This is a genomic window from Micrococcus luteus (assembly GCF_014138885.1).
Classification (GTDB): Bacteria; Actinomycetota; Actinomycetes; order Actinomycetales; family Micrococcaceae; genus Micrococcus; species Micrococcus luteus.
Genome location: NZ_JACJIK010000001.1, coordinates 2261357 through 2276757, shown reverse-complemented (window position 1 = coordinate 2276757; position 15401 = coordinate 2261357). Strand labels below are relative to the sequence as shown.

The 15401-nt window shown below is 71.9% G+C and carries 13 protein-coding genes; 4 read left to right on the top strand and 9 right to left on the bottom strand.

Features of this window, described 5'->3' with window-relative positions:
- Positions 1-33 precede the first annotated feature (33 nt).
- Both HDA34_RS10595 and HDA34_RS10590 read left to right on the top strand, forming a co-directional pair.
- Entirely contained in the window at positions 34-714 is a 681-nt protein-coding gene (locus HDA34_RS10595) for an amino acid ABC transporter permease (protein ID WP_036316476.1), read from the top strand.
- Positions 711-1598 carry an amino acid ABC transporter permease gene (locus tag HDA34_RS10590; RefSeq protein ID WP_036382705.1) on the top strand — a complete coding sequence of 296 codons (888 nt, stop codon included), beginning with the start codon at positions 711-713 and terminating at the stop codon, positions 1596-1598. The genes HDA34_RS10595 and HDA34_RS10590 overlap by 4 nt, the downstream gene beginning before the upstream one ends.
- 61 nt (positions 1599-1659) lie before the next feature.
- On the opposite strand, the gene dapE is transcribed toward HDA34_RS10590, so the two are convergent.
- Positions 1660-2796, bottom strand: coding sequence for a succinyl-diaminopimelate desuccinylase (gene dapE, locus HDA34_RS10585; RefSeq protein ID WP_036382675.1), 1137 nt, complete (start codon positions 2794-2796; stop codon positions 1660-1662).
- 69 nt (positions 2797-2865) lie between these two features.
- Here dapE and dapD point away from each other — a divergent pair, with 69 nt between their 5' ends.
- Both dapD and HDA34_RS10575 read left to right on the top strand, forming a co-directional pair.
- Entirely contained in the window at positions 2866-3831 is a 966-nt protein-coding gene (gene dapD, locus HDA34_RS10580; RefSeq protein WP_036382673.1) for a 2,3,4,5-tetrahydropyridine-2,6-dicarboxylate N-succinyltransferase, read from the top strand.
- 259 nt (positions 3832-4090) lie between these two features.
- The gene (locus HDA34_RS10575) at positions 4091-5086 is read left to right on the top strand and encodes a hypothetical protein (protein WP_134377039.1); all 996 of its coding nucleotides are present in this window, start codon (positions 4091-4093) and stop codon (positions 5084-5086) included.
- Between the two features lie 109 nt (positions 5087-5195).
- Here HDA34_RS10575 and HDA34_RS10570 read toward each other — a convergent pair whose 3' ends face one another.
- The 8 genes from HDA34_RS10570 to HDA34_RS10535 all read right to left on the bottom strand — a co-directional run bounded on the left by HDA34_RS10570 (position 5196) and on the right by HDA34_RS10535 (position 15322).
- Complete coding sequence (locus HDA34_RS10570; RefSeq protein ID WP_073117070.1) at positions 5196-6482, bottom strand: citrate synthase; 1287 nt, start codon at positions 6480-6482, stop codon at positions 5196-5198.
- Between the two features lie 148 nt (positions 6483-6630).
- The gene (gene dapC, locus HDA34_RS10565) at positions 6631-7782 is read right to left on the bottom strand and encodes a succinyldiaminopimelate transaminase (protein ID WP_044659396.1); all 1152 of its coding nucleotides are present in this window, start codon (positions 7780-7782) and stop codon (positions 6631-6633) included.
- A gap of 5 nt (positions 7783-7787) precedes the next feature.
- Complete coding sequence (gene fdxA, locus HDA34_RS10560; RefSeq protein WP_002855160.1) at positions 7788-8114, bottom strand: ferredoxin; 327 nt, start codon at positions 8112-8114, stop codon at positions 7788-7790.
- A complete protein-coding gene (locus HDA34_RS10555) occupies positions 8111-8677 on the bottom strand; it encodes a hypothetical protein (RefSeq protein WP_036316464.1) in 567 nt (188 codons plus the stop codon). Before HDA34_RS10555 ends, fdxA begins: the two co-directional genes overlap by 4 nt.
- Entirely contained in the window at positions 8670-10580 is a 1911-nt protein-coding gene (typA, locus tag HDA34_RS10550) for a translational GTPase TypA (protein WP_036316461.1), read from the bottom strand. Before typA ends, HDA34_RS10555 begins: the two co-directional genes overlap by 8 nt.
- A gap of 148 nt (positions 10581-10728) precedes the next feature.
- Positions 10729-12609 (bottom strand): ABC transporter ATP-binding protein, encoded by a 1881-nt coding sequence (locus HDA34_RS10545; protein ID WP_095353687.1) that lies wholly within the window; start codon positions 12607-12609, stop codon positions 10729-10731.
- Positions 12606-13796 (bottom strand): ABC transporter permease, encoded by a 1191-nt coding sequence (locus tag HDA34_RS10540; RefSeq protein WP_049147579.1) that lies wholly within the window; start codon positions 13794-13796, stop codon positions 12606-12608. Before HDA34_RS10540 ends, HDA34_RS10545 begins: the two co-directional genes overlap by 4 nt.
- 5 nt (positions 13797-13801) lie before the next feature.
- On the bottom strand, positions 13802-15322 hold the full coding sequence (locus tag HDA34_RS10535) for an ABC transporter permease (RefSeq protein WP_049147577.1): 1521 nt from the start codon (positions 15320-15322) through the stop codon (positions 13802-13804).
- Between the last annotated feature and the right edge of the window lie 79 nt (positions 15323-15401).

Genomic DNA, 15401 nt, shown 5'->3' with positions numbered 1-15401 from the left:
CCCGTCAGCCCTGTCCCGACCCTCGGAGAAGACATGGAATCGATCTCCTCGCTCCTCGCGGACTACGGCGCGGACATCCCGCTCGCGTTCTGGACGAACATCAGGCTCGCGTTCCTCGCGACCCTCGGCTCGTTCGCCCTCGGCGTGGTGCTCGCCCTGTTCCGCATCTCGCCCGTCCCCTCGCTGCGCGCCCTCGGCACCGGCTACGTCAACGTGGTCCGCAACACCCCGCTGACGATCATCATGCTGCTCGGCGTGCTCGCCGTCTGGGGGCAGCTGAAGGTCAGCTTCTCGTCCGACTTCACGCTGAACTTCTTCATCTACGCCGTGATCGCGCTCTCGCTCTACCACGCGGCGTTCATGTGCGAGGCGATCCGCTCCGGCGTCAACACCGTCCCGCTCGGGCAGGCCGAGGCCGCCCGCTCCATCGGCCTGGGCTTCCTGCCCGCGGCCCGCCACGTGATCCTGCCCCAGGCGCTGCGCGGGGCCATCACCCCGCTCGGCAACACCGTGATCGCGCTGACCAAGAACACCACCGTCGCCGCCGCGGCGTCGGTGGCGGAGGCCTCGGGCCTGATGAAGCGCATGATCGAGTTCAGCCCGGACGTGATGGTGGCGATCTTCCTGACCTTCGCGATCGGCTTCTGCCTGATCGTCATCCCCATCGGCCTGCTGACCACGTGGGCCTCGGAGAAATGGGCGGTGGCCCGATGAGCGCCCAGGCCTCCGTCCTCTTCGACGCCCCGGGCCCGATCGCCCGCCGGCGGATCCTCCTCGCCAACCTCGTCGCCCTCGCCGCGGTCCTGACCGTGGCGGTGCTCGTCCTGATCCAGATGAACGCCACCGGCCAGCTCTCCGGCCGCCGCTGGCTGGCCGCCGTCGACGGCGACGCGTGGCGGAACTACTACCTGCCGGGCCTGCAGTTCACCCTGCAGTCCGCGGGCATCGCCGTGGTCACCTCCGTGGTGTTCGGCCTGGTGTTCGGCTTCCTGCGGCTGGCCCCGTTCGGCCCGATGCGCTGGCTGGCCGCCGTCGTCGTCGAGTTCTTCCGGGCCGTGCCGGTGCTCGTGATGATGGTGTTCTTCTACCAGCTGTTCGCGCAGGTCGCGCGCACCGGGGCGATCCAGCCCCAGGACGGCCCGTACTACGCGGTGATCGCGGCGCTGACCCTGTACAACGGGTCCGTGATCGCGGAGCTGGTGCGCTCCGGGGTGCGCTCGCTGCCGCGCGGCCAGCGCGAGGCGGCCGCGGCGGTGGGCATGACGAGCATGCAGTCCCTGCGGCTCGTGGAGGTGCCCCAGGCCCTCATCGCCATGCTGCCCTCACTGCTGAGCCAGTTCGTGGTGATCCTCAAGGACTCGGCGCTGGGCTACCTCATCGGCTTCTTCGAACTCCTGCAGTACGCCCGCCAACTCGGCTCCGGCAACGGCAACATCCTGCAGTCCCTCGTGGTGGCCGCGGTGATCTTCATCGTGATCAACTTCCTCCTCACCTGGGCGGCCACCCGGCTCTCGCGGCGGCTGTCGTCGCGGACGGCCGGCGACGCCAGCACCCCCACGACCCCGCTCGTCGGGGCGTCCACGGCCACGGCGGCCTGACCCGGCGGCGGGCGCGGCGGGCCCGCGGGTCCGGCGGGTGGCGGCGGCCGACGTCGTCGGGTCAGCCGGCCAGCCAGGCCGCGAGCGCCGCGAGGCACGCGTGGACCGCCTCGCGGGGCACGTGCTCGTCGTCCGTGTGGGCCAGGAGGGCGTCGCCGGGGCCGAAGTTGACCGCGGGCACGCCCAGCTGGGAGAACCGCGCCACGTCCGTCCACCCGTACTTGGGCTGGGGCTCTCCCCCGACGGCGGCGACGAACGCGGCGGCGGCCGGCCGGTCCAGACCGGGGCGGGCGGCGGGCGAGGCGTCGTCGATCCGCACCTGGGCGTCCCAGTCCACACCGGCCCCCTCCAGCACCGCGCGGACGTGCGCGTGGGCCTGGTCGAGGGTCTTGTCCGGAGCGAACCGGTAGTTCAGGTCCACGGACGCCTCGTCCGGGATGACGTTGCCCGCGACGCCGCCGGCCACGCGGATCGCGTGCAGCCCCTCCCGGTACTCCAGGCCCTCCACCGTGACCGTGGCCGGCTCGTACGCCGCCAGGGCGGTGAGCACGGGGGCCAGCTTGTGGATCGCGTTGTCGCCGCGCCAGGCGCGGCCCGAGTGCGCCGCGACACCGGAGAAGGTGACGCGGTACCGGCACGTGCCGTTGCAGCCGCCCTCCACGACGCCGTCGGTCGGCTCGAGCAGCACCGCGAAGTCGCCCTCCAGCAGCTCGGGGGCCTGGCGGGCCACGCGGGCGAGGCCCGAGAGGTCCGAGGAGACCTCTTCGTGGTCGTAGAACACCCACGTGACGTCGTGCACGGGGGTCGGGCCGTCCGCGCGGCCGAAGCGGCCGGCCAGGGCCAGCTGCACGGCGACGCCGGACTTCATGTCCACGGCTCCGCGGCCGTACAGCACGTCCCCGTCCCACGCCGAGGGCACGGTCCCGCGCGAGCCCGGCACGGTGGGCAGGGGCACCGTGTCCAGGTGCCCGGCGAGGATCACGCGGGTCGGCCGCCCCAGAGCGGTGCGGGCGACGACGGCGTCCCCGAACCGCCGCACCTCGAGGCCGCCGAGGGCGCGCAGGGCCTGCTCGACGGCGTCGGCCAGCGGCCCCTCCTCCCCCGAGACGGAGCGCACGTCCAGCAGGATGGCGGTGAGCGCCGCGACGTCGAGGTCCGGATCGGCGAGGTCGGGCAGGGGCACGGGGGTGAGACTCATGTGTCCAGTCTACGGACGGGCCTCTCGCCGCCCTGCAGCGTGCCCCGGCCGCTCATTAGGCTGAGGCGCATGACCCAGACCGCTGCACAGCAGCCCTCCCCCCGTCTCGTCTCCGGCCACGGCCTGGCCACCACGGCCGCCGACGGCGCCGTCCTGGACGTGTGGTTCCCCGCGCCCGTGGCCGGTCCGCTCTCCGCTGCGGACGCCTCGCTGCGCGACACCCTGCGCGCCCTCGCCGCGGACGACGCGGACCGCGGGACCACGCAGGCCGTCGTCGAGCTGGAGGTCGACCTGGACGCCGCCCCGGCCTCCACCGCGGACGCGTGGCTGCGCCTGCACGTGCTCTCGCACCGCCTGGTGCGGCCGAACGAGCTCAACCTCGACGGCGTCTTCGGGCTGCTCACCAACGTGGTGTGGACGAACCACGGACCCTGCGCGGTCGCGGACTTCGAGCTGACGCGGGCGAGGCTGCGTGCCCGCGGCGCCGTGCAGGTGTACGGCGTGGACAAGTTCCCGCGCATGACGGACTACGTCGTGCCCTCCGGGGTGCGCATCGGCGACGCGGACCGGGTGCGCCTGGGCGCCCACCTGGCCGAGGGGACGACCGTGATGCACGAGGGCTTCGTGAACTTCAACGCGGGCACCCTGGGGCATTCGATGGTGGAGGGCCGGATCTCGGCCGGAGTCGTGGTGGGCGACGGGTCCGACGTCGGAGGCGGCGCGTCCATCATGGGCACGCTCTCCGGCGGCGGCACCCAGCGGATCGTGATCGGCGAGCACGTGCTGCTCGGCGCGAACTCCGGCGTGGGCATCTCCGTCGGCGACGACTGCGTGGTCGAGGCCGGTCTGTACGTCACCGCAGGCACGCGCGTGAGCGTGCTGCAGGACGGCGAGGCGGCGCGGACCGTGAAGGCCGTGGACCTCTCCGGCGTGCCGAACCTGCTGTTCCGCCGCAACTCCACCACGGGCGGGGTCGAGGCCCTCCCCCGCGCCGGCCGGACCGTCGAACTGAACGCGGCGCTGCACGCGAACTGACCCGGCACACCCGGCCCTCCCCTCCCCCGTTCCTCCCCGCGTTTTCCGCCGCGTTGGGGGGCGATTTCCGGTGGTATCCCGCCGGGATAACGCCCAGTATCGCCCCCGGAACTCCCCGGCGGCCCGGGGGCGGGAAGACGACGACGGCGGCACGCGGCGCGGGCCGTCGGCTCCTGCACAGCAGCGCCCGCCCCGCGCGTCGTCCCCGTGCCGCGGCCAGCGCGCCCCGGGCGCCCCGCCGGCGTCGTCCGATGGGTGCATGCCGCGCGTCGTGACTCCTCTGCCGCCCGACCAGCCCGCCGTGCTGTTGGCCACGGACCTGGCCCGACTGGGGCTGCCGCCCGACCGCGCCCGCCGGTCGGACCTGGAGCGGGTCGGGCAGGGCTTCCACCGGCAGCGGGCACGTCCTGGCACGGGCTGGGCCGACCTGGGCCTGACCGAGCCCGGGCACGGCTTCTCCCCCGATCACCTCGCCGCGCTTCTGCGCCGGCGCCCGGATGCCGTCCTCTCCCACGAGACCGCGGCCCACCTGCACGGCCTGCCGATGCCCGCGCGAGCCTGGCGGCGGCGCGACCCGGCGACGGGCGAGCTCGAGGCCGACCCGCCGGTGCACCTCACCGTGGCTCGGGGGACACGACGCGTCCGGCGGGCCGGGCTGATGGACCACCGCAGGCCGCTGGCGCCCGAGTTCGTCACGCACGTGCACGGCCTGCGCGTCACCACCGTCGATCGCACCTGGCTGGACCTGTGCTCCCTGACGCCCCCGTGGACGTTCGAGGACCTCGTGGCCGCCGGCGACCACGCCGTCAGGCACCCGTGGACGCCCGCGGGCCGGACGGATCCGGCCACCACGATCGCCGCGCTGCGGTCCGCGCTGCGCGCGTCCGGACGCTTCCATGGCCGCCCGGCCGCCCGGGAGGCGCTGGATTCCGTTCGCGTCGGGGCGGACTCGCCGCCCGAGACCCGCCTGCGCCTGGCCCTCGTGGCCGGCGGGCTGCCGGAGCCGGAGCTGCAGGCCGCGCTCGAGCCCGGGGACCCCTTCTCCCCCGTGGCCGACCTGGCCTACCGCCACGTGCGCCTGGCCCTGCAGTACGACGGCGCGGGGCACCGCACGCGGGAGCAGGAGGCGCGCGACGCCCGCCGGGACCGCTATGGGCAGGCGCGCGGCTGGACGACGCTCCGCGTCACCTGGGCGGATGGGCGCGAGGACTTCCGTGGCGTCGTCGGGGTGGTCCGACGCCGCCTCGGCCCCTGAGCCTCGCCATGAAGAGGCTCCGGCGAACGCATTTGGGGGCGGTTTCGGGTGGTATTCCGTCGGAATACCACCCGAAACCGCCCCCAAACGCAGGGTCAGTGCCCCCGGGTCAGCGCTGCGGGTACTGGCGCAGCTGCTCGCCCACGTAGATCTGGCGCGGGCGGCCGATCTTGGTGGCCGGGTCCTCCATGAGCTCGCGCCACTGGGCGATCCAGCCGGGCAGGCGGCCCAGGGCGAAGAGGACGGTGAACATCTTCTCCGGGAAGCCCATGGCCTTGTAGATCACGCCGGTGTAGAAGTCGACGTTCGGGTAGAGCTTGCGCTCCACGAAGTAGTCGTCGGCGAGGGCCTTCTCCTCGAGGCGCTGGGCGATCTCGAGCAGCTCGTCGTTGCCGCCCATCTTGCCCAGGATGTCCTCGGCGGTCTTCTTGATGATCTTGGCCCGCGGGTCATAGTTCTTGTACACGCGGTGGCCGAAGCCCATGAGGCGGACGCCGTCCTCCTTGTTCTTCACCTTCTCCATGAAGTCCTCGGGCGTGATGCCCTCCGACTTGATCTTCCGGAGCATGTTCAGCACGGCCTCGTTGGCGCCACCGTGCAGCGGGCCGTAGAGGGCGTTGATGCCGGCGGACACCGAGGCGAACAGGTTGGCCTGGGTGGAGCCGACCAGGCGCACCGTGGAGGTGGAGGCGTTCTGCTCGTGGTCGGCGTGCAGCATGAGCAGCAGGTCGAGGGCCTTGACCACGTCCGGGTCGATGTCGTATTCCTCGGCCGGCACGCCGAAGCACAGGCGGAGGAAGTTCTCCACGTAGTTCAGCGAGTTGTGCGGGTACATGAACGGCTGGCCCAGCGACTTCTTGAACGCGTAGGAGGCCAGCACCGGCAGCTTGCCCAGCAGACGCACGGTGGAGATGTGGACCTGCTCCGGGTCGTGCGGGTCCAGGGAGTCCGGGTAGAACGTGGACAGCCCGGACACGGAGGAGGACAGCACCGGCATGGGGTGCGCGTCCCGCGGGAAGCCGTTGAAGAACAGCTTGAGGTCCTCGTGCACCATGTTGTGGCGCAGGATGTTGGTCTCCCAGGCCTCCAGGGTCTCCTTGGACTCGGGCAGCTCGCCGTAGATCAGCAGGTAGGCCACCTCCATGAAGGAGGAGTGCTCGGCGAGGTCCTCGATGGCGTAGCCGCGGTAGCGCAGGATGCCCTGGTCACCGTCGATGAACGTGACGGCCGACTTGGCGTTCGCCGTGTTCATGAAGCCCGGGTCGTAGGTGACGTCGCCGGTCTCCTTCAGGAGCGGGGCGATGTTGATGCCGTTGTTGCCCTCTGTGGCGTGCTCGACGCCCAGGTCCAGGCTCTGCTCGCCGACGGTCAGCCGGACGGACTCGTGATGGGTCACGGGTGTGCTCCCTCGTCTTCTCTTCTCGATGGCCCGGGTTCACGCGCCGGCGTGGGCGCGCCCACACGGGGACGACTCTGCTCCAAACTATCAAGGACCGGCCCGGGACGCGCGGTCGCTTCCCCCGACGACGGCCCCCGACCCCGGCTCAGCCGGTCCGCGGCCCGCGGGCGGTGAGTCTCGCCGCGGCCCGGGCGACCGCCTCGTCCGTGGCGGTGATCGCCACGCGGACGTAGCCGTCGCCGCCGGCACCGTAGAACACGCCGGGCCCGGCGATGATGCCCAGGTCCGCCAGTTCGCCCAGCAGGTCCCACGAGTCCTGCGCCGTGGCGTCGGCCGGATCCAGGTCCGCCCGCCGGGTCCACAGGTACAGCCCCGCCTCGGAGTGGTCCACCGTGTGGCCGGAGGCCTCCAGGGCGGTGCGCAGCGCGTCCCGACGGCGGCGGTAGCGGTCCTTCTGCTCCGCGACGTGCGCGTCGTCGGCCAGGGCCACGGCCATCGCATGCTGCACCGGGGCCGGCACGATCATGCCCGCGTGCTTGCGGGTGTTGACCAGGGTCGCCACGAGCTGCGGATCCCCCGCGGCGAACGCGGCGCGGTAGCCGGCGAGGTTGGACTGCTTGGACAGCGAGTAGACGCTCAGCAGGCCCGTCAGGTCGCCGCCGGAGACCTCGTCGGAGAGGATGCAGGGCACGACGGCCCCGTCCCACGCGTCCCAGCCGAGCTCGGCGTAGCACTCGTCCCCGCACACCACGGCGCCCACGCCACGGGCGGCGTCGACCGTGCGGCGCAGCGCCGCGGCGTCCAGCACGGCACCGGTGGGGTTGGCCGGCGAGTTGGTCCACACGAGGCGCACCCGCTCACGCACCTCGGGCGCCAGCGCGTCGAGGTCGTCCGCGGCCACGGCCTCCGCCCCGGCCAGCAGCGCGCCCACCGCATAGGTGGGGTAGGCGGCCTCGGGGTGGACGACGACGTCGCCTGCGCCGAGCCCGAGCAGCGTGGGCAGCCACGCGATGAACTCCTTGGACCCGACCGTGGGCACCACGGCCGCCGGGTCCAGCCCGGACACCCCGCGGCGCCGGGCGTACCAGTCGACGACCGCGCGGCGCAGGGCGTCCGTGCCGTGCGTCGTCGGGTAGCCGTGCGCGTCGGCGGCCTCGGTCAGGGCCCGGCGGATCAGCGCCGGCGTCGGATCCACCGGCGTTCCGATGGACAGGTCCGCGACGCCGTCCGGGTGGGCGGCGGCACGCTCACGGTAGGGGGTGAGCGTGTCCCACGGGTAGTCCGGCAGCGTCAGCATGGGGCTCAGGCGTCGGCGTTCTGCAGGGGCAGGGCGGAGATGATCGGGTGGTCCTTGGCGATCATGCCCAGCTTGGCGGCGCCGCCCGGGGAGCCCAGGTCGTCGAAGAACTCGACGTTGGCCTTGTAGTACTCGGCCCACTCGTCGGGGGTGTCGTCCTCATAGTAGATGGCCTCGACGGGGCACACCGGCTCGCACGCACCGCAGTCGACGCACTCGTCCGGGTGGATGTAGAGCATGCGCTCACCCTCGTAGATGCAGTCCACGGGGCATTCGTCGATGCACGCCTTGTCCTTGACGTCCACACACGGCAACGCGATCACGTAGGTCATGGCTGACCGTCCACCTCTCTCTGGGCACGGGGTTGCGGGGCTGCGGTCCAGGGTACTCGCTCCCCCGGACGCGTTTCGCGGGCGGTCACAGTGGCCCGGCGGGGGCGCGTGGCGGCCTCGGCGGCCTCCGCGGGTCGGCGGTCCAGCCGCCGGCCCGCGGCCAACAGGACCATACCGAGCACCGGCTGGCCGACGTTCCAGGCCACGGAGGCGACGACGGCGCCCGGCGCCGCCGCCCACAGGCCGGCCGTCCAGGACAACCCCAGGGCGTCGTCCACCGGCAGGCGCTGCAGGGCCAGGACGGCGGTGAACGCGCCGGCGACGACCGCGGCCCCCGCCGGCAGGGCGCGCCCGCCGCGGCCCGCGCGTCGGACCATCCACCAGCGCTGTGTCGAGCCCACGAGCACGAGCGCCAGCACCGCACCCCAGGGCAGGGTCCAGCCGCCCGGCAGGGAGGCCAGGTTCAGATGGACGGCGGTGCCGAGCGCGCCGGCGACGACGCCGAGCAACGCCCCGCCCACCACGTCGGCGGGCCGGGCGCGGCGGCGGGGACGCTCAGGCACGGGCGCGGGCGCGCGCGGCCTTCAGGCGCTCATTGGCGTCCAGGACGACCTTGCGGATGCGGATGTCCTCGGGGGTGATCTCCACGCACTCGTCCTCACGGGCGAACTCGAGGGACTCCTCGAGGGTGAGCCGGCGCGGGGGCGTCAGGCCCTCGAACGACTCGGAGGAGGCCGCACGCATGTTGGTGAGCTTCTTCTCCTTGGTGATGTTCACGTCCATGTCGTCGGCGCGCGAGTTCTCGCCCACGATCATGCCCTCGTACACCTCGGCGCCGGGCTGCACGAAGAAGGTGCCGCGCTCCTGCAGGTTGATCATGGCGAACGGCGTGGCGGTGCCCGCCCGGTCGGCCACGAGGGAGCCGTTGGTGCGGTACTCGATCTCGCCGGTCCACGGCTCGTAGCCGGCCGCGTAGGAGGAGGCGATGCCTGCGCCGCGGGTCTCGGTGAGGAAGCGGGTGCGGAACCCGATCAGACCGCGGGCCGGGACCAGGAACTCCATGCGGATCCAGCCCGTGCCGTGGTTGGACATCTCCTGCATGCGGCCCTTGCGGGCGGCCATGAGCTGCGTGACCGCGCCCATGAACTCCTCGGGGATGTCGATGGTCATGCGCTCCATCGGCTCGTGGACCTTGCCGTCCACGGTCCGGGTGACCACCTGCGGCTTGCCCACGGTGAGCTCGAAGCCCTCGCGGCGCATCTGCTCCACGAGGATGGCCAGGGCGAGCTCGCCGCGGCCCTGCACCTCCCACGCATCCGGGCGCTCGGTGGGGAGCACCTTGAGCGAGACGTTGCCGATCAGCTCCTTGTCCAGGCGGTCCTTCACCTGGCGGGCCGTGACCTTGGCGCCCTTGACGCGGCCGGCCAGCGGGGAGGTGTTGATGCCCACGGTCATGGAGATGGCCGGGTCGTCCACCGTGATCAGCGGCAGCGGCTTCGGGTTCTCCGCGTCGGTGAGGGTCTCGCCGATCATGATGTCCTCGATGCCGGCGACGGCGACGATCTCGCCCGGGCCGGCCTCCTCCGCGGGCACGCGCTCGAGGCCCTTGGTGGCCAGCAGCTCGGTGATCTTCACGGTCTTCAGGGCGCCGTCCTGGCGGGCCCACGCGACCTGCTGGCCCTTGCGGAGGGTGCCGTTGAAGATGCGCAGCAGCGCGAGGCGGCCGAGGAACGGGGAGGCGTCCAGGTTGGTGACGTGCGCCTGGAGGACCTCGCCCTCGGTGTAGGACGGGGCCGGGATGTGCTCCATGATCACGTTGAAGAGGGCCTCGAGGTCCTCGGCCTCCGGCAGGGCGCCGTCGGCGGGCTGGGTCAGGGAGGCGCGGCCGGCCTTGCCCGAGGCGTAGACGACGGGGACGTCCAACACCGAGTCGAGGTCCAGGTCCGGGTCCTCCTCGGCCAGGTCCGAGGCCAGGCCGAGCAGCAGGTCCATGGAGTCGGAGACGACCCCGTCGATGCGCGCGTCCGGGCGGTCCGTCTTGTTGACCACGAGGATCACGGGCAGCTTGGCCGCGAGGGCCTTGCGGAGCACGAAGCGGGTCTGGGGCAGCGGGCCCTCGGAGGAGTCCACGAGCAGCACGACGCCGTCCACCATGGACAGGCCGCGCTCCACCTCGCCGCCGAAGTCGGCGTGGCCGGGGGTGTCGATCACGTTGATGGTGACGGTCTCGCCCTCGGGGGCGGACGGGCCGGAGTAGAACACCGTGGTGTTCTTGGCGAGGATCGTGATCCCCTTCTCCTTCTCCAGGTCCCCGGAGTCCATGACCCGCTCGGCGACGTCGCCGTGCGTGTTGAAGGCACCGGTCTGGCGCAGCATGGCGTCCACCATCGTGGTCTTGCCATGGTCCACGTGGGCCACGATGGCCACGTTGCGCAGATCGGAGCGGCGGGTTTCGGTCGAGGTCATGGGCGTCCTGTCCGGTTCGACATCAAAGGGGTGGAGGCGCACGACGACGGCGGCCCCCGTGCGATTGTACGCGCAGGGGCCGCCGTGGACAGGCGGGCCGGTTGGCCCGGGGCCGGCGGCGGGACGCGCCCGCCGCCGACCCGCGCGGTCAGTAGACGCCCTCGCCGAGGGAGGCGAGGAACTCGCGGCGCTCCTGGCGACGCTCCGCCTGCTGGTCCGGGTCCGGCACGGGCGCCGCCGCCAGGAGGCGACGGGTGTACTCCTCCTTCGGACGGTGGAGCACCTCCTCCGTGGGGCCCTGCTCCACCTGGCGGCCGTCCTTGAGGACGAGCACCTTGTGGGCCAGCATGTCCACCACCGCGAGGTCGTGGGACACGAACAGGCACGCGAACTCGTAGCGCTGCTGCAGCTCCGCGAACATGTCCAGCACGGCGGCCTGGACGGACACGTCGAGGGCCGAGGTCGGCTCGTCCGCGATGAGCACCTGGGGGTCCAGGGTCAGGGCGCGGGCGATCGAGATGCGCTGGCGCTGACCGCCGGAGAGCTCGTGCGGGTACCGGTTCACCACGGAGCGCGGCAGACGCACCGCGTCCAGCAGCTCCTCGGCGCGGGCGAGGCGCGAGCGCCGGTCCCCCACCTTGTGCACGACCATCGGCTCGGTGATGATGTCGCCGATCGGGAACCGCGGGTCCAGCGAGGCCGCCGGGTCCTGGAAGACCACGCCGATGTTCTTGCGCAGGGCGCGCTGCTCGGCCTTGGGCATCGTCGCCAGGTCGTGGCCCTGGATGCGCAGCGAGCCCTCCGCGATGGTGAGCAGGCCGAGGACCGACTTGGCGATGGTGGACTTGCCCGAGCCGGACTCGCCCACCAGGCCCAGGATCTCGCCCGGGGCCACCTGGAAGCTGACGTCGTGGACCACGCGGTTCTTCTTGCCGCGGTGGTCGTACTCGAGGTGGAGGTTCTCCGCCTCGATCGCGTACCGGGCCTGCGTCTGCGTGGCCGTGACCGGCTCCGGCTCTGCCACCTCGAGGGGCTCGCCGAGGCGCGGCACCGCCGAGAGCAACTTCTGGGTGTACGGGTGCCGGGCGTGCTGGAGCACCTGGTGCACCGAGCCCTGCTCCACGAGCTCGCCGTGGAGCATCACGCACACCCGGTCCGCCATGTCCGCCACCACGCCCATGTTGTGCGTGATGAGCAGGATGCCGGTGTTCATCTTGTTCTTCAGGGAGCGCAGCAGCTCCAGGATCTCGGCCTGGACCGTCACGTCGAGCGCCGTGGTGGGCTCGTCCGCGATGATCACCTTCGGCGAGCAGCTGATCGCCATCGCGATGACGATGCGCTGGCGCTGGCCGCCCGAGAACTGGTGGGGGTACTGCTTGAGCCGGGTGGCGGCGTCGGGGATGCCCACCATGGTGAGCAGCTCGACGGCGCGCTTGTCCGCCTCGGTGCCGTAGGCGATGCCGTGCAGCTCGAGGGCCTCCGTGAGCTGGTCTCCCACGGTGAGGACGGGGTTCAGGGCCGTCATGGGCTCCTGGAACACCATCGCCACCTCGTCGCCGCGGATGTCGCGCAGCTGCCCCGGGGTCATGGTGAGCACGTCGCGGCCGGCCAGCTGCACGGAGCCGGTGACGTCCGCATTGCCCGGGAGCAGGCCCATGGCGGTGGCGCTCGTGACGGACTTGCCGGAGCCGGACTCGCCCACGAGGGCGACGACCTCGCCGGGTTTGACGTCGAACGTCACGCCCTTGACCGCGTGCACCTCGCCGAACTCGGTCGCGAACTTCACGTCCACGTCGCGGAAGGCGAGCACCGGCTCGCCGCCCAGGTCGTCGTGGCGGGCCACGACGCCCATCGCGCTCGTCGCGGGGCCCGGAGGCACGCCGCCGGCGCCGGAGGAGCCGGGCACGGCGGCGCCGCGCGCCTCGAGGTCTGCCGACGACGCCGCGTGCGAGCCCTGCCCGTCGGCGGTCACGTCGTTCTCGTTCTTCTTGCCGAACATGGATCGGCCTTTCTTGTCGTTCGCGCTCATCGCTGACCGTCCTCGTCCGCGTCGGAGATCCGTGCGGACCCGCCGGCCTCCTCCACGGGGGCCTCGATCCGACCGGCCGTCGGGGCCGCGGCCAGACCGCCCGCCGTCGTCGCACCGGCCTCGGTGGCGGCCGCGCGGCGGCCGAAGAAGCGGGGCCTGCGGTGGGCGCCCGCGCCCTGGCGCGGGTCGAAGGCGTCGCGCAGGCCGTCGCCGAGGAAGTTCACGGACAGGGCGATCGCGAGGATGATCATGCCGGGCCACCAGAACAGCCACGGACGGGTGGTGAACGCGTTCTGGTAGTCGGAGATGAGCAGGCCCAGGGACGAGTCCGGCGCCTTCACGCCGAAGCCGAGGAAGGACAGCGAGGTCTCCAGCAGCACCGCGCCCGCGATCGCGAACGTCGCGTTCACGACGATCACGCCGATCGTGTTGGGCAGCAGGTGCTTGAAGATCAGGCGGCCCGGCTTGGCGCCCATGGCGACGGCGGCCGCCACGAACTCCTTCTCGCGCAGGGACAGGACCTCGCCGCGCACGAGGCGGGCCAGGGACGTCCAGGACACGAGGCCGAGCACCACCGCGAGCGGGAGGATGCCCATCTTCATGCCGCTGGCCATCTGGCCGAGCACCGCGGCGAGCACGAGCAGCGGGATGACGATGATCAGGTCGGTCAGGCGCATCAGGACGGAGTCGACCCAGCCGCCGAAGTACCCGGACACGGCGCCGACGATCGCGCCGATCACGGTGGAGAGCAGGCCCACGATGGCCGCGATGATCATGGACTGCTGGGTCCCGCGCATCACGAGGGCGAAGTAGTCCTTGCCCGTGGTGTCCTGGCCGAAGGGGTGCTCGCCCCAGCGGAGGCCCTCGCCCCCGAAGGCCTGCGGCACGACCGACAGCGTCGGGCGACCGCCGTTCACCACGGAGGCCGCGGCCGTGTAGGACTTGTCCCACCAGCCGGGGATGCCGGCGAAGCCGATGGAGGAGAACGCCATCAGCGTGATGAAGACCAGCACGATCAGGGAGATCATCGCCGCCTTGTGGCGGAAGAACCGCTTGCGGACCAGGGCGCCCTGGGAGTAGGACTTCCCGGCCTTGGCGCGGAGCTTGGCGTCCTCCGCCTCCGCGAGGTCGAAGATCTGCTTCTCGTCGAGCTGCGCGCCCGTCGTCGAGGAGTTGTTGGTGGTCATCTGGCTCACACTCGAATCCGGGGGTCGAGGACGGCGTAGAGCACGTCCGCCACGAGGTTCATCAGCACGGCGGCGGTGCCCGTCACGAGGAAGAACGCCATCACGGGCATGGGGTCCACGTCGTGCAGGCCGGTGGCGAACAGCTCGCCCATCCCCTTCCAGCCGAACACCTGCTCCGTGATCACGGCGCCGCCGATCAGGCCGGCGAAGTCGAAGGCCATGATCGTGGTGATGGGGATCAGCGAGTTGCGGAACGCGTGCTTCAGGATCACCTGGCGCTCCGGCAGGCCCTTGGCGCGCGCGGTGCGGATGTAGTCCTGACGCGAGACCTCGAGCATGGAGGAGCGCGTGTACCGCGAGTACGTGGCCACCGAGATGATGGTCAGCAGGATGGTGGGCAGCAGAAGCTGCGCACCGCGGTCCAGGAACACCACCCAGAAGTGGGCGTCCAGGTTCGGGGTGCCCGAGCCGATCGTGGAGATCGGGCGCGGCTTGACCTTCAGGAAGGTCGGCCAGTAGTTCATCAGGTGTTCCGCCACGATCGCCACGCCCATGATCAGGGCGGTCACCAGCGAGGCGGACACGGCCGAGCCCTTGGAGAAGCCGCCGAGCAGGCGGCCCACCAGGATGGCCACCAGCACGAGGATGACGCCGAGGCCGGCCAGCAGCAGTGCGGACGGCGTCCGCCACAGCAGGCCGTAGGTGGCGTAGTAGGCGACGAGGCCGATCGCGGCCGTGACCAGGGCCGCCTTGAGGACCGATCGGTTGCGCAGACCGGAGATCACCGCGGTGGCGCCGACGGCGGCGGCCAGGCCGATGACCAGCTGCACGACCGGGCCCATCTGCGGATGCCGCCAGAAGTCGACGGCGAACAGCACCCAGCCGGCGAGCAGGATGAACGCGGCGGTGGCGCCGAACGTGAAGGCGCGCCGCCTGAGGTCGCCCGCCATGACGGCCTGCAGGACCAGGCCCGCGAGGACGGCGACCCCGATGAGGAGGGGCCAGTTCAGCTCGGGGCTGCGGATCCAGTCGTTGAACCGGATCCCCATGTACTCCTTCAGGAGCACGGCCGCCCAGAACACGGGCAGCGAGAAGAAGAGGAAGATCAGGAACGTGACCACGTAGTCGAGGCCGGAGTACTGGCGGATCGCGGTGACGATGCCGATCGCGATGCCGATGATGATCGCCAGGACGGTCGCGAGCACCACGAGGCGCAGCGTGGAGGCCGCGGCGTTGCTCAGCAGGTCGGCGACGGACTGACCGTTCCGGCTGAGGCCGAGGTCGCACTGACCGGTGACGCAGCCGCCGATGCCCTGGAGCCAGTCCCAGTACCGGGCGTACCAGGGCTGGTCCAGCCCCATGAATTCGGTGCGGGCGGCGATGAGTGTCTCGCGGTTGGGGTTCTGTGACTCTCGCAGGTCCTGGAGGGGGTCACCCGAGTGGGCCACGAGGAAGAAGAGCAGGATCGACGCGCCGAACAGCACCAGGAGGGAGCTGCCGAGGCGCTTGAGGATGAATTTCAGCACAACAGGGGGTGACCTTCCGTGCGAGTGCAAGGGAAAGGGAGGGGTGCGGGTTCGCCGCGGTTCACGGCCAGAGCCCGGC

Coding starts and splice junctions, on each gene's coding strand:
- HDA34_RS10595 (WP_036316476.1), top strand. CDS start 34: ATGGAATCGATCTCCTCGCTCCTCGCGGACTACGGCGCGGACATCCCG.
- HDA34_RS10590 (WP_036382705.1), top strand. CDS start 711: ATGAGCGCCCAGGCCTCCGTCCTCTTCGACGCCCCGGGCCCGATCGCC.
- dapE (WP_036382675.1), bottom strand. CDS start 2,796: ATGAGTCTCACCCCCGTGCCCCTGCCCGACCTCGCCGATCCGGACCTC.
- dapD (WP_036382673.1), top strand. CDS start 2,866: ATGACCCAGACCGCTGCACAGCAGCCCTCCCCCCGTCTCGTCTCCGGC.
- HDA34_RS10575 (WP_134377039.1), top strand. CDS start 4,091: ATGCCGCGCGTCGTGACTCCTCTGCCGCCCGACCAGCCCGCCGTGCTG.
- dapC (WP_044659396.1), bottom strand. CDS start 7,782: ATGCTGACGCTGCCGGACTACCCGTGGGACACGCTCACCCCCTACCGT.
- fdxA (WP_002855160.1), bottom strand. CDS start 8,114: ATGACCTACGTGATCGCGTTGCCGTGTGTGGACGTCAAGGACAAGGCG.
- typA (WP_036316461.1), bottom strand. CDS start 10,580: ATGACCTCGACCGAAACCCGCCGCTCCGATCTGCGCAACGTGGCCATC.
- HDA34_RS10545 (WP_095353687.1), bottom strand. CDS start 12,609: ATGAGCGCGAACGACAAGAAAGGCCGATCCATGTTCGGCAAGAAGAAC.
- HDA34_RS10540 (WP_049147579.1), bottom strand. CDS start 13,796: ATGACCACCAACAACTCCTCGACGACGGGCGCGCAGCTCGACGAGAAG.